The organism is Frankia sp. AgKG'84/4, from assembly GCF_023242965.2.
GTDB lineage: Bacteria > Actinomycetota > Actinomycetes > Frankiales > Frankiaceae > Frankia.
Map to the genome: position 1 here is coordinate 1 of NZ_JALKFU020000048.1, position 18,205 is coordinate 18,205.

Below are 18,205 nucleotides of genomic sequence, written 5' to 3' on the forward strand. Positions count from 1 at the left end.
CCGGCGCGCACCCGCCCGACGGCCAGGACCCCGACCGCTACAGAGAATCATCTAACCGACGATCTCAAACACCTTCTCAAACGATTGGTCGGCACCCACAGCGCCGGGCCTCCTTGCACCCATATCGCACTGTCACTAATGTGTGCCCAGTAGGAACCGTGACGCATATTCTCACTAGCACCAGTCACGCACTAGGACGCAGTCGCTTCCGCCGCCCCTCGAACACCGGCGGAACTTAACCCTCCGACGAATATCGAGGATGCATGCTTTCCCGCGAGGACTTTCTCAGGCAGGTTACGCGGATCGCGGGCGGAAACCATGAGAAAGCCTCGTTTGATGCTCAACTCGCGGCCGACCTAGGCTACGACTCCTTCGCCCTCCTCGAACTCCATGCCCTGCTGGCCGAGGCCGGCGGGGTGGTACTAGGTGAACGGGAGTGGATGTCCTTTGGTACTGTCGGCGAACTCTATCAGGTGTACACAAATGCCTGGAACCAAAGAGGCACGGCCCCGCATCTCGGCCTAGGCCCGACCGAATCCATGCATGTGAACCGGGCGATCACTCGGGACACGGTCACCTCTCGGAATGAGGTGAGGTCGACGCCGGACAGCTCACTTCCCGACCGAGTTGACTCTCGTGTCCATGGCCCAGGCCACGTCACACCTCCACCCCGCAGTGGCCAGTTCTTTCGGCTCACCACGCTCACTCCGCCACTGATCGGCTTCCTCTATGAACTGGCCGTCTCACCTGAAGTTGGCTTCCGTTGGCGGTATCGCGGAGCGGTACCGGACTTCGAGAAATTCGAGCGCGATCTGTGGGCCGGCGTCCTCGCCCAGTTCGTGGTCGAGTCCGTCGAGACAGGCCAGCCCGTTGGGAACGTCATCTGCTATAACCCGGACCTGGGTCTCGGAACCGCCTACGTTGGCGCCGCGATGCTTCCCAGCCATCTAGGCTCAGGGCTAGCTATCGAGCCGGTCAAGACATTTATGAACTACGTGTTCGACGTCTGGCCGATGCGAAAACTCTATCTCGAGGTCCCCGCCTTCAACTTCACGCAGTTCGCCAGCGCTCAAAGCGAGAACTTCCGAGTCGAAGGACGACTCATAGACCACGACTACTACCAGGGCCGCCACTGGGACCGCGTCATTATCGCCGTCTACCCGGAACGCAACCGCTACCTACGGACCGTCCGAGGCGACACACGATCCAGTGACTCATGAAGTCCTCCCGAACCGACAAATCCGCGAGGTCACCGTACTATGACGAGCACTGAAAATCTCGGATACCTCGCAGATTTTGGCCTCGTTCTCGCCTCCCCCGGAGCCGTACCGAAAGGCTGTTCCGGAAACCTTCGGCGGACTACCGCGGCTCGGGTACTCTCCCCATGACCGGGGAACAAAAAAGCCCGAATGACGGCGCCGGAGGACCGGATTCCATGTTCTCTGTCCGCGTCTACGAGAACCTGGTCGATACTTTTCACCGCGCCTGGTCAAAGTCCACCACACAAGACACCGAAGATCAGCTGAAGACGTGCTGCTCGCCCGATGTGGCGTACTCAAATCCCTGGTGGCAGTCGGCCGGCAGGCGCGAACTCGCCACCTCCATCAGCCAGCTGGTCACTCGCTTTCCGCAGCATGATCTGCACCGCCTCAGCGATCTTGACATCCACCACGGTCAGGCCCTGCTGACCTGGGTGATCCGCGATTCCACCGGCACGCCAGCCCTCTTTGGCACGGAAATAGTCGAATTCAGCGCGGATTTGTTGATCTGCCGAGCCGTCGCGTTCTTCGGTCAACTACGGCCGCGCACCAAGACGTATTCATTTGTCCCACCCGCCGCGGCCGCCGGCGACGAAGGCAGGAACACCAGTCACACCGCCTAGACGGATTCACCTACCTGCCCGTCCACCTATCGGCGAACTGTTCTCCACCAAGAATCCCGAGCAGGCAGGCAGCTAAGGACACTCGCACTCGTGCGACAGGAACCCGGCAGAGTCGTCAGCGAACTGGCCCGAGGCCCACCCACTGAGACCGTTACCCACACGCGCCCTGGTCGCATAGCCGCGTGGCGCGCACAGCGCTCACGGCGGATATCCGGCCGCTTCCACCCCTGTTCGGCAGTCTATCCGGACTGCCTATTCAATCATGATCGAGCGAACTGCGAGGCATGTATGGATCTGCGCTGGTCTGTGGCCAACTACGACGGTGCCGGCGATCCGCCGGCCGCTAACCGGCGGCGGCGCAACGCGCTGATGGCCAGTACTCTCATCGGCCTGGCTGTGGCGCCTTCCGCGGCTCATGCCGAGGGTAGCTGGCAGAGCTCGCTGTCGCACGTCGCGACCAAGTATGAGTCGCGGCGCTGGACCGACCGTCACACCGACGCCAACTACACGACGGCGACGCTCGGCGGGTGCTCGCGCGATGATGGCGCGACCTTCTCGTTGAACGTCGAGCTGCGCCGTTCCCGAACCGCACTTCCTGACGACAGCTACGGCACCAGGAATGTGAACAGCTGCACCTATCAGCAGCCGACTGTCGATTGGGGCGTGCCGACGGCGACTGGGACGTTTTTCAACCGCTACCTTCACTATGATTTTGGTACAATATCCGCCAATCCGGTCAAGGCTGCATATTGACGTAGCCTAGGCGTGGCGCGGACCTGTGGCCACAGGTCCGCGCCATGTTACATGATATTCTGCGCTTTTTGGTTGGCCGCGCGTAGCCGACGGGCCCCGCTCTCGTCGGGCAGAGGAGCACTTCACCCACATGCAGCTACGAGATGTTTCGTTTCGCTATGGTCGGCGTCGCGACTTCGTCACCGAGCACCTCAGCCTCGCCCTGGACGATCGCCCCACCGTCATCATCGGCCCTAACGGAGCTGGCAAGTCCACCATCTTGCGGCTGATGGGCGGCCTGTTGAAACCGACCGCCGGACGAGTGGTCCGGCGCGGACGCATCGGCTTCGGTCCGCAGTTTCCGCCGGCGTTGCCAAACTTCACACTCGAACAGCAGGTTCGGTACGCGGGCTGGCTCTCCGGGATGTCTCGCCGAGACGCGGCGGCCGGCGTGGCGGACGCGCTGCGCCTCACCGACCTCGAACGACTGGCTTCCCGGCCCGCCGGTCAGACCAGCGGCGGCGAGCGAGCTAGGCTGGGCATCGCGTGCGCCCTGGTAACGAGGCCGGACCTGCTTCTTCTCGATGAGCCGGCATCCTCACTCGACCCGTTGGCGCGAACCTCCGTCACCAAGGTGCTGACCGAGCTCGTAAGCCGCGGAACCGGTCTACTGATCACGTCTCACACAGCGACAGACGTGCAGTCGCCCTTCGAGCGCCTCCTCGTCGTCGATCAAGGAGAAATCCGTTTCGACGACTCGCTCGATGTTTTTTTCCGAAGTGAACACGAGGACGAGCTGGTCACCAGTTTTGCGGAGGCCCTCCGTGACCGCTGACGCGGCGCGCTTCACCGCATCCGATCGTCGTCGGCCACGCCCCGCTCTTTTCTTTGATCGCTCTCCATTCCGCGAGCCTGCTATTCTCCTGGCCCTTCCAGTGGCGTGGGTCGCCTACGAGATCGCGGTGGAGAACATCACCAGCGAACGCTATGCGGTCGGTCGGGCGATTGGCGCCCATAATGCGCTGAACTTCGTAGCGCCGCTGGTGGCATTCTGTTCCGCCTGGGAGATGGCGACCATCCGGCGCCTCTGGGGACGCATGATCGTCTGGCGTCCATGGTGGGTGGTGCTCGCGAGCCGCGTCTGGGTGCCCGTCGCGACGGGTCTGTTGATCATGGCTGTGATCTATGCGGTGATCCTTGCCGGACTTCCCTCGTTCGCCCTGCCGGGTGTGACCTTCCCCCTGCTGTCAGCGGTGGGCGTGATCTGCTGGGCCCTGGTGGGAGCCGCATTCGGTCTGGTCCTTCCGCCGCTGCTGGCGCTGCCGGTCGCCCTGCTCGCGCCTTATCTCTTCCTGGCGTTGCCGGTGGGCTGGGCGAATCCGATCTGGTTGCGGCATGCCATGGGCTACATGACAGGCTGCTGCGACAGTGGCTCGGTGCCGGACCCGCGGGCCACACATGCCACCCTCGCCGTCTTCGCGGCGCTGGGTCTGGTTTCCCTCTGCGTCGCGGGCGTCAGGCTCTCACCGGTCCGGCAGGAGCCCTGGCGGCCCGCAGTGGCGGCTGGCATCGCCGGGGTGTCCGTGCTCGGAGCACTGGTCGTCGCCGCCGGGGTTCGGGGACTCGGGCACGATGCCGTCCGAGCAAGGCCCAGCGGACAGGAACGGTGCGCGGATGACGTCTGCCTGTGGCCGGAGGACCTGCCGGCTCATGCCATCAATGTCGCTGCCTGGAAGCGGGTCCGGCAGGCATGGACTGGTCTTGGTCTGCCTACGCCACCGGTGGGGATCGGTCCGACGGCCAGCGAGGGTCGCCTGCCCATCGCGGTGACCTCGACGACCGAGGAACAAGGCGAAATAGCCTTGGCCAAGCCCTTCCCCTGGCGATGCGCGGTTGCCTGAACGCAACGAGCTTCGAGGCCGTGCGGGGCAGGAACGCGGATCTGGCGACGTTCGGCGATCTTAGTTTCATGGTGTTGATGCGACTTGGCGTCAATGGTGCGTCGGCCGTCGCCACCGGCCTTCAGCTCCACCTCCCCCCACCCGACCCGGCGCAGGCGCCCAGAATCTGGAACGCCACCTCGCCCTGCCACGACGGCTCGCGAGATGATTGACTACACGCGAGCTCATCGATTCCTTCCCTCCGCTGGCTGCGCGGCGATCGCGTCCTTTCTCGGCTGGTGGTGGGCCGGTGGCACGGTGCCGCTGCCGGAGATTGTTTCTGGTCTGACCAAACCAGTACAGCTCCAGCTGATAATCATGGTCGCGCTCGCGCCCGCGACGGTGTGGATGTTCAGTTCGATCACCAGTGATTTCGAACGGGTAGCAAGACGCAGCCTGCTTCCCTTCGACGCCCTGGCGCTTTTGACGCTACTCGGGCCGGTCGTTGTCAGCGTCGGCACGATGTATCTGGCTGGTGATGGCCGGCATGCCCCGGCGCTGCTGCGGGACGCCCTCTGCTTCGTGGGGCTGGCCCTGCTCTGTCTTGGCCTTGCCGATGAGACCGCGGCACTGACCGTTCCTGTCGCCTATTTCATGGCAGTGGCGACCTTTGGTGGCGCCGCCCAGGGGCAGTCGCACGTCTGGGCCTACGTCCGCGCCGACTTCAGGCCCGGCCACCTCGTCCTGAGCGCGGCCATTCTTCTCGCTGGGGCGGCCTCCTTCACCGTCCGACACCGCCGGTACTGACCTGCCCCGCGCCCTGGTCCGGACCCTGCGCCAGGGCGCTCATCAACCCGGTGGAGCGGGGCAGGACGGTGTGTCGCCGCCGTTAGGCTGGGCCCATGGCCGGGACGTCATCCAGTGCGGTCAGGATTCGGGCCTGGCCGGGTGTCCGTTTTCTCGGGCGGGTCGGGCGTGGCGTGCTGGTGGAGTCGCTATATCTGATCACCGCCCCGGTGAGTGCCGCAGCCGGACTGTTGCTGGTGCTGGTCGGGCTGTGTGTCGCGGCGGCAGGTCTGCTGGTGCCGGCCCGGTCGCGGGCGGTGGCTGGAGTCGCCGCGCCGGTGCGGTGGGCCGCCAAGGTGGAGCGGTGGCGGATCGGACGGGTCCCCTCGGCGGGTGCCGATGGCGGGTTCGGCGCGGTGCGGGCTAGGCCGGTCGGGAGCGCCGCGGCGTCGGATCCGGGGTTGTGGCTGGGGCTGGCGCACGCGCTGGTGCTGCTGCCGGTCACGGTGGTCACGGCGACGGTGACGGCGCTGTGGTGGTTCGTCGGCGTCAGTGGGGCGACGACGGCCGTGCGCAACTGGGATCAGCCCACCGCGACGCTGTCGCCGTTGACCGTGAGCGCGGGGGGCGCGCAGTCGCACATCGAGGTGAGTCTGGGCTTGACCTCGCCGGCCGAACGGATGGCTTTCGGTACTGTCGTGGGGCTGTTGCTGCTGGTGGCGCTGCCGCTGGTGGCTCGCAGGCTGGTCGCCGCGCAGGCCGGGCTGGGGCGCGCGTTGCTCTCCGATGAGTCGGCGCTGCACCGGCGGATCCGCGGGTTGGAGCAGGAGCGGGACACCGCCCGGGCGCGCAACGTCGCCGCGGTGACAGCCGAGGCAGCGGCGCTGCGCCGGCTGGAACGCGACATTCACGACGGGCCGCAGCAGCGCCTCGTCCGCCTGGCGTTGGAGCTGGGACGCGCTCAGCGTCAGCTTGATCGCCGACCCGAGGAGGTTCGGGCGACCCTCGCCGACGCGCTCGGTCAGGCCGAAGAGGCGTTGGAGGAGCTGCGGGCGCTCTCGCGCGGGATCGCGCCGCCGATCCTCGTCGATCGGGGCCTGCGTGACGCGTTCGCCGAGCTGGCCGCGCGGTCGACGGTGCCCGCCGAGCTGGCTGCCGAGGTCCGGGGTTCCCGGCCGCCGGCCGCGGTGGAGACGGCGGCGTACTTCGTCGTCGCCGAGGCGCTGACCAACGTCGCCAAGCACAGTGGCGCCGGGCGGTGCGGGATCGGGCTGCGCCACGATGGCGCCGAGCTGCGGGTCTGGGTGAGCGACGACGGGGTGGGCGGGGCGGCGTTCGCCAAGGGGCACGGGCTGCGTGGTCTGGCCGACCGGGTGCACGCGGTCGGTGGTCGGCTGCGGGTCGAGAGCCCAGCCGGCGGTCCGACGACGATCACCGCGGCGCTGCCGTGCCCCTGACCGGGGAGAACGCGTCGTCCGGGCCGCCGCCGTCGGGCCCGGCGGCCACCGGTGGGTTGCGGATCGTGGTGGCCGATGACGCGGTGCTGCTGCGCGAGGGACTCATCCGGCTGCTCGCCGAGGAGGGGCACCAGGTGGTGGCAGCGGTCGGCGACGGCGACGGTCTCGTCGACGCGGTGCTCCGGCTGCGCCCGGACGTGTCGGTCGTCGACGTGCGGATGCCGCCGACGCACACCGACGAGGGACTGCGCGCGGCGATCGGCCTGCGGGCGCGCCTGCCGGGCGCGCCGATGCTGGTGCTCAGCCAGTACGTGGCGACGTCCTACGCGGCCGAGCTGCTCGCCGACGGCGCTGGCGGCGTCGGCTATCTGCTCAAGGACCGGGTCGGACGGGTCGAGGAGTTCCTCGACGCGCTGGTTCGCGTCGCCGGCGGCGGCACCGTGCTCGACCCCACGGTCGTCGCGCAGTTGCTGGCCGGGAAACGCCGCGATGATCCGTTGGGTTCGCTGACCACCCGGGAACGCGAGCTGCTGGCGCTGATGGCCGAGGGCCATTCGAACTCGGCGATCGCCCGGCGGCTGGTGCTCTCCGCCAGCGCGGTCGAGAAGCACATCGGCAACATCTTCGCGAAGCTCGGCCTGCCGCCCGACGACGCCCAGCACCGCCGCGTGCTCGCTGTCCTCGCCTCCCTGCGCACCTGACCGGCCGCCCGCCGCCCGCCGCCCGCCGCCCGCCGCCGATATTTTCCACAACGGTAGGGCCTGCCACACCCCAGGGTGTCCGGCGCACTCCGGTGACCACGGCCCGCCCGCGCGGGACCGTGATCACCATGACAACACCGTCGTATCCGAGAGATCCGCGGGCCCGACGCTCGGGGGCGGGAAGGGCGCCGGTCACCCGGCACCGCTGCGCCCGGCCCCTCGACACCACGAAGCGCCGGCCTCGGCCTTCGCCCGGCGCGCAGAACCGGCTGACCGCCGCACTCGGCGTACTCGCCGCGGTCCTCATCGCCGCGTTCGTCCTCGCCCCGGGCCCGTTGGCGAACCTCGGCACCCCCGGCGACCTGGCCGACCATGGACGTCTCCTCGACGCGCTGCGCGCCGGGTTCACCGGCTACTGGCACTCCGGCGAACGCAGTCCGTCCGGGGATCTCGTCACGGTCATCGACTTCTGGTGCCGCTACCACCTTGCGAAGGGCGCGATCGCCGCGCTGCTGCTGGCCGTGTTCGTCGCACTCACCGTTCGCCTGTGGCACGGGTTCCTCCGGGCAGGCCAGGCATCGGTCCGAGCCGCCCTGGCCTCGGCCGGCGCCGCGACAACGGCGTTCGCGCTGGTCCCGCTGGCGGCGGTGATGGCCAACCTCCAGGGCGCGGCCGCCCCCTTCGCCTCGCTGTTCCCCATGCTGACCGAGGACGGCGGCGACCAGCCGTTCGCCGCCGCGCTCATGCAGGCCCGCCGACAGCTCGCCGACCCGACGGGCGCCGGTGCGGGGACGTCGCCGGCCATCGACGCGATGACCGACGAGTTCGCCCGCTACCACGTGGTGATGGCCGTCATCTCCAGCGTCCTCGCGGTCGTCGCCGTCGGAGTGGCCGTGCTGCTGTGGCGCAGGTTCGCGGCCACCGCCAGCACCGACCGGCGCACGCGGCGTGTGCTGGGGTCAGGCGGCGCGCTGACGGTGCTGCTGGCCGTCCTGCTGGTCATCCACGTCGCGGCGAACGTGTCCGTCGCCGCCGACCCGGCACCGGCACTGGCCCGCGCACTCAACGGCGGACTGTGACCTGCCGGCCGCGTGGCTCGGGTCGGGCCAGCTCGGGTCGGGCCAGCTCGGGTCTGGTCAGCCCGTGGTGGCCACGAGTTCCCGGGCGGGCGCCGGTGCCGGCTCTCCGGCGGCCTCCAAGCCGCCGCGGCGTAGGTAGAACCACCAGGTCACGACGGCCATGAGGAGGAACAGGCCGATGTAGGTCCACAGCGCGGGGGCGATCGTCTTGTACGCCTTGTTCGACTGGGCGTAAATGATCGGCACCAGGAATCCGCCGAACGCGCCGACGGCGGAGCAGATGCCGAGCGCGCCCGCCGCCTCCTTGCGGGCGCGGCGCATCGTCGCCTCGTCACCGCCGAGCTCCCGGCCACGCCGGGCGAAGATCGCCGGGATCATCCGGTAGGTCGAGCCGTTGCCGATGCCGCTGGCGAGGAACAGCAGCATGAACGACGCAAAGAACAACCCGAAGTTCGGATGGTCGAGGATCTTGCCCTTCGGACCGATCGACGCGACCGCGCCGAGCCCGCCGACGGTCATCGCCACGAACGCCGCGACGGTCACCCGGGCGCCGCCGATGCGGTCACCGAGCCAGCCACCGAACGGGCGGGCCAGCGAACCGACGAACGCGCCGACGAATCCGTAGCTCAGCGCCACGTCCGCCCGGTCGAACAGCGCCGGGTTCTTCAGCAGCGCGGGAAACGCCGTGGAATACCCGATGAACGAGCCGAACGTGCCGATGTAGAGAAAGGACATGACCCAGGTGTGGCCGCGTTTCGCCGCGGATGCGGTCGCGCCGTAGTCCGCGCGGGCCTCGCTGAGATTGTCCATGAAAAGCAGCGCGCCGACGGCGGCGATGATGGCGAGCGGGATGTAGATCAGGCCGATCCGGCCGAGCGCCGCGCCGGTGCCGGCGGCGATCACGGTGGCGCCGAGTTTCTGGATCACGGCGACGCCGAGGTTGCCGCCGGCCGCGTTCAGCCCGAGCGCCCAGCCCTTCTCGCGTTCCGGGTAGAAGAAGGAGATGTTCGTCATCGACGAGGCGAAGTTCCCCCCGCCGACGCCGGCGACGGCGGCGATGACCAGCAGCGAGCCGAAGGAAAGCTCGGGATGGCGCACCGCCCACATCATCAGCGAGCAGGGGACGACGAGCAGCAACGCGGAGAAGATCGTCCAGTTCCGGCCGCCGAACGTCGGCACGGCGAAGGTGTAGGGCAGGCGGAGGAACGCGCCGACGCCGGAGGGCACGGCGACGAGCCAGAGCTGCTGGTCGGTGGACAGGGAGAACCCGGCGGGCCCGGGGCCGCCGTGGGAGTTCGCGCCCATCTTGACGACCAGGATGCTCCACATGACCCACACGGAGAAGCCGAAGTGCTCCGCGACCACGGACCAGAAGAGATTACGGCGGGCGATGCCCCGGCCGCGGCTCTGCCAGAATCCTGCGTCCTCGGGATTCCATTCGTCGATCCAGCGTCCTGATCGGCGGAGAGTACTCATGATGTGGCTCCTCGGCCCGTCCTGCAGATGTCTGGGAACTAGCCGCAGACGTTAGGGATCAGGTGTTTCGGCGCCTCCGGCCCGGCGATTACGACGACGGAAAACACTTCTCTCCCGCCCCTGGCCGGCGTTGTGAGCTGCCCCGCCGGCCGTCTGGGGACATTACCCTTGGGGCACGTCGGGCGGGGTACCCGGACAGGTCACGGCGTTGTTTCACGCGTAGCACCGTGATCGGGCTCCGACCGTGCGCGTCCCGTCATGGACGTCCGGTGTCGCCGTGACCTCCAGGAAACCCGGCGACTTTACGGTTGGCGCAGCGACCGGCCGCTTCCGCCGGGCGCGCGGCCTATCCGGAGGAAGTGATGTCGGCGTCCAAGGCCAGCTCCGACGCCAGCTCCCGGCACAGCGTGACGGGTCCGGTCCGATCGGTCTGTTCGTACTGCGGCGTCGGCTGCGGCATGGTCCTCGACCTCGAGGACGGCCCCGACGGCCGCGGCCGGGTAAGCAAGGTGACCGGCGACAAGGCGCATCCGGCCAACGGCGGGCGGCTGTGCACGAAGGGCTCGACCAGCGCCGACATGCTGGCCGCGCCAGGCCGGCTGGACACCGCCCGGGTCCGCGCCGAACGCGGCGGCGACGCCGTCGACGTCGCCCTCGACGAGGCGACCACCGCCGTCGGCCAGCGACTGCGCGCGATCATCGACGAGCACGGGCCGGACGCCGTCGCCCTCTACGTCTCGGGGCAACTGACCCTGGAGGCGCAGTACCTGGCGAACAAGCTCGCCAAGGGGTTCATCGGCACGAACCAGATCGAGTCGAACTCGCGGCTGTGCATGGCCAGCGCGGGCAGCGGCTACAAGCTCTCCCTCGGCGCGGACGGCCCGCCCGGCTCCTACGACGACCTCGACCACGCCGACGTCTTCCTCGTCATCGGCGCGAACATGGCGGACTGCCATCCCATCCTGTTCCTGCGCCTGATGGAGCGGGTCCGGGCCGGCGCGAAGCTGATTGTCGTCGACCCGCGCCGGACCGCCACCGCCGCGAAGGCCGACCTGTTCCTGCAGGTCCGCCCCGGCACCGACATCGCCCTGCTCAACGGATTGCTGCACCTGCTGGCCGAGGCCGGCCGGCTCGACGAGGAGTTCATCGCCGAGCACACCGAAGGCTGGGCGGCGATGCCACCGCTGCTCGCCGACTACCCGCCGGGGGCCGTGGCCGAGCTGACCGGCATCGCCGAGGACGACCTGCGCCGCGCCGCCGAGTGGATCGGCGCGGCGGCCAACTGGACGAGCTGCTGGACGATGGGCCTCAACCAGTCCACCCACGGCACCTGGAACACCAACGCCCTGGTCAACCTGCACCTGGCGACCGGCGCGATCTGCCGGCCGGGCAGCGGGCCGTTCTCGCTCACCGGCCAGCCCAACGCCATGGGCGGCCGCGAGATGGGCTACCTGGGCCCCGGCCTGCCCGGCCAGCGTTCGGTGCTCGTCGACGCCGACCGCGCCTTCGTCGAGCAGCGCTGGGGGCTGCCGCCGGGCCGGCTGCGCACCGACGTCGGCAGGGGCACCGTGGAGATGTTCCAGCGGATGGCCGACGGCGACATCCGCGCCTGCTGGATCATCTGCACCAACCCCGTCGCGTCCGTCGGGAACCGGGCGACCGTGCTCGCCGGCCTCACCGCCGCCGAGTTCGTCGTCGCCCAGGACGCCTACGCCGACACGGAGACGAACAGGCACGCCGACGTGCTGCTGCCGGCGGCGATGTGGGCGGAGACCGACGGTATCATGATCAATTCAGAGCGGAACCTGACGCTCACCCGCCAGGTCGTCGACCCTCCCGGGGACGCGCTGCCCGACTGGGCGCTGATCGCCCGCGTCGCCACCGCGATGGGCTACGGCGAGGCGTTCGACTACGCCAGTGCCGAGGAGGTCTTCGCCGAGATCCGCGGCTTCCATAACCCGCAGACCGGCTACGACCTGCGCGGCGTCAGCTACGACCGGCTGCGCGAAGGCCCGGTCCAGTGGCCGGCGGCGCCCGGGTGCGGGCCGCGCAACCCCATTCGTTATCGCAACGACGGAGTGAGCCAGAACCCGCTGACCCGCGCGGACGGCACCCGGCCCGCCCTGGTGTTCCCGACGCCGAGCGGACGGGCCGTGTTCCACCCCCGTCCGCACCTGCCGCCCGCCGAGCTGCCCGACGAGGACCATCCGTTCGTCCTGAACACCGGCCGGCTGCCCCACCAGTGGCACACCCTGACCAAGACGGGCCGGGTGGCGCGGCTCAACCGGCTCGACGCCGGCCCGTTCATCGAGATCAACCCGGCCGACGCCGGTCCCCTCGGCATCGCTGCCGGCGACCAGGTGGAGATCGTCTCGCGGCGGGGCCGCGCGGTGCTGCCGGCGGTGGTCACCGACCGGGTACTGCCCGGTGGCTGTTTCGCCCCGTTCCACTGGAACGACCTGTTCGGCGCCGAGCTCGCCATCAACGCCGTCACCAATGACGCCGTCGACCCGATCTCCTTCCAGCCCGAGCTCAAGATCGCCGCCGTCGCCCTCACCAGGGTCGACTCCCCCGCCGAGGCGCCGGCACCGGTTCCCACGCGGGCCCAACCGGCGCCCGGTGCGGCCGGGGCGCTCGGTGATCTACTCGGGCTGGACCTGACCCCGCCGCCGCTCACCGAGGCGCAACGCCGCTACCTGGCCGGTTTCCTCACCGCTCTGGCGGCTGCGCCGACGGCCACCGCCGGGACGCCGCCACCGCGGCTGCCCGACGACGCGCCGTTCGACCCGGCCGCCGGCTGGTGGATCAACGGCTTCCTGGCCGGCGCCGCCGAACCCGCGCACCGTTCCCCCACCCAGCACGTCACGGCACAGCGCGTCCCTGAGGAGCCGGCCCGCACGGACCCGGCGACGCGGGTGGTGCAGGTGCTCTGGGCGTCGCAGACCGGCAACGCGCAGGAGGCCGCCGACGCGGTGCGGGGCCGGCTGGCCGACGCCGGCTGGTCACCGCGGCTGCGCCCGATGGACGCCCCGGCCGGCGACGTGCTCGGTGAACCCGGCGATCTGCTCGTCGTGACCAGCACGTTCGGCGATGGCGACGCGCCCGACAACGGCGCGGCCTTCTGGGACACCCTGCGCGCCGCGGACGCCCCCCGCCTCGACGGCCGCCGGTTCGCGGTGGTGGCCCTCGGCGACTCCAGCTACGCCGAGTTCTGCGGCCACGGCCGCGCCCTCGACCAGCGCCTCGCCGACCTCGGCGGGGTGCGCCTCGTTCCCCGCGTCGACTGCGAACCCGACTACCAGGACACCCTCGCCGACTGGCTGGACCAGGCCGTCACCGCCCTCGCCGCCGACACCGCCCTCGCCGCCGACACCGCATCGGACGATGACGATCGCTGCCACCCATCGTCCGTTGCGTCCGAGCCGTCCGCGCCACCGGCGGCGCCTACCCGCGCTCGCGCGTCGACACCGGTCACGGCCGGGCCACTGCCCCGGCCGCGGACGTCAGCGGAGGGCAGTGCCGGTGGGACGGGTACCCGGGAGGACCCCCGGGTCGCGCCGCTGGTCGGCAACCAGCTGCTGAGCCGGGACGGCTCGGCGAAGGAGGTGCGCCGGCTCACCTTCGACCTCGGCGGCGCCGCGGTGGGCTACGCCGCCGGTGACGCCCTCGGCGTCTGGCCGGTCAACTGCGCCGAGCTGGTCGACGAGTGGCTGGCCGTGACCGGCCTGGATCCGGCCGCGACGGTGGACGTCGGCGGGGCGCTGCCGCTGGTCGAGGCGCTGCGCCACCGCCTCGACGTCACCTCGGTGAGCCCGGCGCTGCTGCGGTTCGTCGCCGAGCGCACGCACGACACCCGGCTGCGCACGCTGCTGCGGCCGGACAACAAGTTGGAGCTGGCGAAGTGGACGTGGGGCCGGCAGGCCGCCGACGTCCTCGCCGAGTACCCGGTCCGCGCCGAGGTCGACGACTGGCTGGGGGTGCTGCGCCGGCTGCGGCCCCGGCTGTACTCGATCTCCTCGACGCCGCTGGTGGATCCGCGCCTCGTCAGCCTGACGGTGTCCGTCGTGCGGTTCACCGGCAGTCACGGCCGGGCGCGCAAGGGCGTGTGCTCGACCTACCTGGCCGACGCCGAGGCGGGCCAGCCGGTGCCGGTGTACGTGCAGCGCGCGCCGCACTTCCGCCCGCCGGCCGACGACACCACCCCGATGATCATGATCGGGCCGGGTACCGGCGTAGCGCCGTTCCTCGGCTTCCTGGAGGAACGCCGGGCCCGGCGCGCCCGCGGGCCGAGCTGGCTGTTCTTCGGCGAGCAGCACCGGGCCACCGACTTCTACTACGCGGACGAACTCGCCGACCTCGCCGCCGCCGGCACCCTCACCCGCCTCGACCTGGCGTTCTCCCGCGACCAGCGCCACCGCGTCTACGTCCAGGACCGGATGCGCGAACACGCCGCCACGCTGTGGTCGTGGCTCGCCGACGGCGCCCACCTCTACGTCTGCGGCGACGCCACCCGGATGGCCCGCGACGTCGACGAGGCGCTGCGCGACATCGCCATGACCTGCGGCAACCTGGCCGCCGACGAGGCCGCCGCCTACGTCCGCCAACTCACCGCCGACAAGCGCTACGTCCGCGACGTGTACTGACCCGGCCGGCGGGCGGTCAGGTGCCGAGGACGAGGTTGGTGCCCTGGACGGAGACGTTGGCCGCGGGCAGCGGGCGGGGGGCCGGGCCGCCGACGACCGAGCCGTCGGTGGCGCTGAAGCGGCTGCCATGGCAGGGGCACTTGATCTGGCCGTCGGCGACCGCGTTGACCTGACAGCCCTGGTGGGTGCAGGTGCTGCTGAACGCCTTGAAGGTGCCCGCGGTCGGCTGGGTGACGACGACCTTCTCCGACGAGAAGATCATGCCGCCTCCCACCGGGACCTGACTGGTCGCGCCGAGCACCGTCCCGCTCGAACCAGCCGCGGTGGTGGCAGCCGCGCTGGCCGGCGCGCTACTGGCGTCCGACGAGGTCGACGCCGGCGCGGAGGCGTCCGAGCTGCCCGAGCTGGAGCAGCCGGCGAGGGCGAGGCCGGCGCCGGTTCCGACGACCGCGGCGGCGGAGAGCACACCTCGCCGCGAGGCCGGGAGGTCATTGAGTGTGGTCATGCGATCACTCCTCGTGCATCGCCCAGCGAGCGAGGTTTCGCTCGCCACGTGACACGGACGAAGGCCCCGGCCGGTTCATCCTGAATCATCACAGTTCGGCGACGCACCTGTGCCGCCACCGCGAGGGCAGGCTACGCGGGAATGGGCAGGCTGATCAGCAGGTCAACGTTCGCGTGTCGCGAACGCCGCATAGGCGGGCCGCAGCAGCGCACGCACGTCACCCGCGGCGTCCAGGATCAGTGGTCCGCACCGGTCCAGCACGCCGTCGCCGCCGTCGCCGGACTTGTTCATCTCATGTCCCACACCCGCATTGTTCGGCTGGCTGACGCTGTCGGAGGTGTTCGGCCGGCCGACGCTGGCGGAGGCATCCGCTTCGGCGGCGGCGCCGGGACCTGGGTCGGCCGGGGACGACCAGAACGCCTCGGGGCTCGCTGGCAGCACCGCGTCCGGTGCCGCCTCCGTGTCCTCCGAGGTCGCGCCGGCGGCGCCGTCGGGAACCGGGACGGGGACGGATCGGTAGGTCCGCAGGCCGTCGAGCAGCACGTCGCGTTCCCGGCCGCGCAGCGCCAGAACCTCGAACGGGTCGTGATCGAGATGGCGGGCCAGCTCGTGGCAGGCGGCGGCGAGGTGCGCGCACGGGCGCTGCCAGTCGGTGCAGGAGCAGTCCATCGCCAGGTCGTCGGCGCCCGTCGGCAGTGGGGACAGGCCGAGCGCGGCGAAGACCCGGTCGATCTCCGCGGGCACGGAGCCGGCGAGCAGCGACGCCGCGTAACCGGCGCGGGCGGCCAGCGCCCGTTCGATCCGCGCCCAGTCACCGCCGCTGAACGTCCGCACCGCCAGGCGCGCCTTGTGGATCTCCTCGTCGGGATGTCGGACCCGGGCGACGACCAGGTTGGCGGACCGGCGCAGCCCGAGCACCGCGCCGGTGCGGGCCAGCCGGCGCCCGTCACGCAGCGGCGCTGCCATCCCCAGGTCGTCGATCAGCGTCAGGAACCGCCGCGACCAGACGGATGAAGCCGACAGGTCAGACATCGACGGTTCCCGGGCTCAGCGCGCACAGGTCGCGCAGCTCGTCGAGGGACAGCCCGGCGAGCCAGGACTCGCCGTCGCCGATCATCGTGCGGGCCAGCAGCGTCTTGTCGGCGAGCATGCGCTCGACCCGCTCCTCCAGGGTGCCCATGCAGACGAACGTGCGGACCTGCACGCCCCGGCGCTGGCCGATCCGGTAGGCACGGTCGGTGGCCTGCGCCTCCGCGGCCGGGTTCCACCAGCGGTCCAGGTGCAGCACATGGCTGGCCGCGGTGAGGTTCAGCCCGGTGCCGCCGGCCCGCAGCGACAGCAGGAAGATCCCGGCGCCGCGCCCGTGCTGGAACCGTTCGACCATCGCGTCGCGTTCGCGGCGCGGCGTGCCGCCGTGCAGGAAGGTGACGTCGACGCCGAACCGGTCGCGCAGATACGGCTCGAGCATGGCGCCGAAGCGGGCGAACTGGGTGAAGCACAGCGCCCGCTCGCCATCGGCCACGATCTGTTCGAGGACCTCCTCGACGCGGGTGAGCTTGCCGGAGCGCCCGGCCAGCGCGGAGGCGTCGCCGAGCAGGTGGGCGGGATGGTTGCAGACCTGCTTGAGCTTCGTCATCGCGGCGAGCACGGCGCCGCGGCGGCGCACCGGCGAATAGTCGGCCAGGCGCTCAAGCATGTCGTCAAGCACCGCCTGGTAAAGCGAAGCCTGTTCGGGGGTGAGCGGGCACAGGTCGCGGCGTTCGATCTTCGGTGGGAGGTCGGCGAGCACCGCCGGGTTCGTCTTCACCCGGCGTAGCACCACGGGCCGGAGGCGGCGGCGCAGGCGGTCGACGGCGTCGGTGTCGTCGTAGCGTTCGATCGGCACGGCGTAGCGGGCGCGGAACCGCGCGGAGCCGCCGAGCAGGCCCGGGTTGAGAAAATGCATGATCGACCAGAGGTCGGCGAGACGGTTCTCCACCGGGGTGCCGGTCAGCGCGACGCGGTGGCGGGCGGGCAGCGCGCGCACGGCCCGCGCGAGCTGGGTGCCACTGTTTTTGATCTGCTGGGCCTCGTCGAGCACGATCCGGTCCCAGACCAGCCCGCCGAGTTCCGCGGTGTCCCGGCGGACGACCGCGTAGGTCGTGACGATCAGGTCCTGGCCGGCGGCAAGGGCGGCGAACGCGGCGCCGCCGGGACGGTCCGCGCCATGGTGGACGTGCACGCGCAGGCCGGGCGCGGCGCGGGCGGCCTCGTCCGCCCAGTGGCCGACGACGGACGTCGGGCACACGACCAGCGTCGGTGGGCGCGGCCCGGACTCCCGCGTCAGCAGCTCCAGGGCCAGCACCTGCACGGTCTTGCCCAGACCCATGTCGTCGGCGAGCAGCGCGCCCACGCCGACACGGTCGAGAAACGCAAGCCACCCGAGGCCTCGGCGCTGGTATGGCCGCAACGTCACCCGCAGGCCCGCCGGCGCGTCGACGAACTCGATCAGGTCGTCCGCCTCGTCGCTGTCCTCCTCGCGCCCGGCGCCGGCGAGCAGGCCGCCGAGCCAGCCGTCAGCGCTGACCTCGACCTCCAGGTCGGACGGGCCCCGCGGGGCTGGCAGCTCGCCGTCCGTCAGCGTGCCGCCGGCCAGACCGGCGTGGGCGAGGGCGGCGCGGACCGTCATCCGCCCCGCGTCGGCGGTGTGCGCGAGTCCGGCGGCGAGCACCGCCGGGTCGACCAGCGTCCAGCGGCCGCGCACCTGGACGAGCGGCACCTTCGCGGCGGCGAGGTCGGTGAGTTCCGCGCGGCTCAGGCGCTGGCCGCCGAGGGAGACGTCCCAGCGGAAGTCGACGAGCTCGTCGAGGCTCATCGCGGTGTCCCGGACGGTCGCCACGACCGGGTTCGCGACCCGCACCGACAGCGCCAGGCGCACCGGCACCCGCCGGCGCCACCAGGCCGGCACCAGCACGACGAAACCGGCCTGCTCCAGCTCGCCCGCCACCTGGAGGAACTCGTGCGCCCCGGTCACGTCGAGGTCGACGCCGGTCGGCTGGGCCGCCGCCAGCGCACGGCGCACCGC

At 70.7% G+C, this 18,205-nt stretch carries 14 protein-coding genes; 10 read left to right on the forward strand and 4 right to left on the reverse strand.

Annotated elements, in window-relative coordinates:
- Positions 1–263 precede the first annotated feature (263 nt).
- From MXD58_RS05810 to MXD58_RS05850, 9 genes are all read left to right on the forward strand, one after another.
- Complete coding sequence (locus tag MXD58_RS05810; RefSeq protein ID WP_248840947.1) at positions 264–1,220, forward strand: GNAT family N-acetyltransferase; 957 nt, start codon at positions 264–266, stop codon at positions 1,218–1,220.
- Positions 1,221–1,435: 215 nt separating this feature from the next.
- Positions 1,436–1,882: a hypothetical protein gene (locus MXD58_RS05815; protein WP_250609095.1), complete on the forward strand. Its 447-nt coding sequence runs from the start codon at positions 1,436–1,438 to the stop codon at positions 1,880–1,882.
- 306 nt (positions 1,883–2,188) lie between these two features.
- On the forward strand, positions 2,189–2,635 hold the full coding sequence (locus MXD58_RS05820; RefSeq protein WP_250609096.1) for a hypothetical protein: 447 nt from the start codon (positions 2,189–2,191) through the stop codon (positions 2,633–2,635).
- A gap of 130 nt (positions 2,636–2,765) precedes the next feature.
- Positions 2,766–3,449, forward strand: coding sequence for an ABC transporter ATP-binding protein (locus tag MXD58_RS05825; RefSeq protein WP_248840944.1), 684 nt, complete (start codon positions 2,766–2,768; stop codon positions 3,447–3,449).
- The gene (locus MXD58_RS05830; RefSeq protein ID WP_248840943.1) at positions 3,439–4,515 is read left to right on the forward strand and encodes a hypothetical protein; all 1,077 of its coding nucleotides are present in this window, start codon (positions 3,439–3,441) and stop codon (positions 4,513–4,515) included. Before MXD58_RS05825 ends, MXD58_RS05830 begins: the two co-directional genes overlap by 11 nt.
- Positions 4,516–4,719: 204 nt before the next feature.
- Positions 4,720–5,301, forward strand: coding sequence for a hypothetical protein (locus tag MXD58_RS05835; protein WP_248840942.1), 582 nt, complete (start codon positions 4,720–4,722; stop codon positions 5,299–5,301).
- Between the two features lie 179 nt (positions 5,302–5,480).
- The gene (locus MXD58_RS05840; protein ID WP_250609097.1) at positions 5,481–6,737 is read left to right on the forward strand and encodes a sensor histidine kinase; all 1,257 of its coding nucleotides are present in this window, start codon (positions 5,481–5,483) and stop codon (positions 6,735–6,737) included.
- Between the two features lie 56 nt (positions 6,738–6,793).
- Positions 6,794–7,438, forward strand: a complete 645-nt coding sequence (locus MXD58_RS05845) for a LuxR C-terminal-related transcriptional regulator (RefSeq protein ID WP_248840948.1) — start codon at positions 6,794–6,796, stop codon at positions 7,436–7,438.
- 128 nt (positions 7,439–7,566) lie between these two features.
- Complete coding sequence (locus tag MXD58_RS05850) at positions 7,567–8,517, forward strand: hypothetical protein (protein WP_248840940.1); 951 nt, start codon at positions 7,567–7,569, stop codon at positions 8,515–8,517.
- Between the two features lie 57 nt (positions 8,518–8,574).
- Here the strand turns inward: MXD58_RS05850 and MXD58_RS05855 are convergent, their stop codons facing one another.
- On the reverse strand, positions 8,575–9,993 hold the full coding sequence (locus tag MXD58_RS05855; protein WP_248840939.1) for an MFS transporter: 1,419 nt from the start codon (positions 9,991–9,993) through the stop codon (positions 8,575–8,577).
- A gap of 362 nt (positions 9,994–10,355) precedes the next feature.
- Here MXD58_RS05855 and MXD58_RS05860 point away from each other — a divergent pair, with 362 nt between their 5' ends.
- On the forward strand, positions 10,356–14,636 hold the full coding sequence (locus MXD58_RS05860) for a bifunctional nitrate reductase/sulfite reductase flavoprotein subunit alpha (RefSeq protein WP_248840938.1): 4,281 nt from the start codon (positions 10,356–10,358) through the stop codon (positions 14,634–14,636).
- 16 nt (positions 14,637–14,652) lie between these two features.
- Here MXD58_RS05860 and MXD58_RS05865 read toward each other — a convergent pair whose 3' ends face one another.
- From MXD58_RS05865 to MXD58_RS05875, 3 genes are all read right to left on the reverse strand, one after another.
- Positions 14,653–15,141: a Rieske (2Fe-2S) protein gene (locus tag MXD58_RS05865; RefSeq protein WP_248840937.1), complete on the reverse strand. Its 489-nt coding sequence runs from the start codon at positions 15,139–15,141 to the stop codon at positions 14,653–14,655.
- Between the two features lie 162 nt (positions 15,142–15,303).
- Positions 15,304–16,173 carry an SWIM zinc finger family protein gene (locus tag MXD58_RS05870; RefSeq protein WP_248840936.1) on the reverse strand — a complete coding sequence of 290 codons (870 nt, stop codon included), beginning with the start codon at positions 16,171–16,173 and terminating at the stop codon, positions 15,304–15,306.
- On the reverse strand, positions 16,166–18,205 hold a 2,040-nt coding region (locus tag MXD58_RS05875), incomplete at its 5' end, for a DEAD/DEAH box helicase (RefSeq protein ID WP_250609098.1). The genes MXD58_RS05875 and MXD58_RS05870, both read right to left, overlap by 8 nt.

Bases quoted from the DNA above. Each gene is read 5' to 3' on its own strand.
- MXD58_RS05815 (WP_250609095.1), top strand. From the start codon at position 1,436: ATGTTCTCTGTCCGCGTCTACGAGAACCTGGTCGATACTTTTCACCGC.
- MXD58_RS05860 (WP_248840938.1), top strand. From the start codon at position 10,356: ATGTCGGCGTCCAAGGCCAGCTCCGACGCCAGCTCCCGGCACAGCGTG.
- MXD58_RS05865 (WP_248840937.1), bottom strand. From the start codon at position 15,141: ATGACCACACTCAATGACCTCCCGGCCTCGCGGCGAGGTGTGCTCTCC.
- MXD58_RS05850 (WP_248840940.1), top strand. From the start codon at position 7,567: ATGACAACACCGTCGTATCCGAGAGATCCGCGGGCCCGACGCTCGGGG.
- MXD58_RS05810 (WP_248840947.1), top strand. From the start codon at position 264: ATGCTTTCCCGCGAGGACTTTCTCAGGCAGGTTACGCGGATCGCGGGC.
- MXD58_RS05855 (WP_248840939.1), bottom strand. From the start codon at position 9,993: ATGAGTACTCTCCGCCGATCAGGACGCTGGATCGACGAATGGAATCCC.
- MXD58_RS05870 (WP_248840936.1), bottom strand. From the start codon at position 16,173: ATGTCTGACCTGTCGGCTTCATCCGTCTGGTCGCGGCGGTTCCTGACG.
- MXD58_RS05835 (WP_248840942.1), top strand. From the start codon at position 4,720: ATGATTGACTACACGCGAGCTCATCGATTCCTTCCCTCCGCTGGCTGC.
- MXD58_RS05825 (WP_248840944.1), top strand. From the start codon at position 2,766: ATGCAGCTACGAGATGTTTCGTTTCGCTATGGTCGGCGTCGCGACTTC.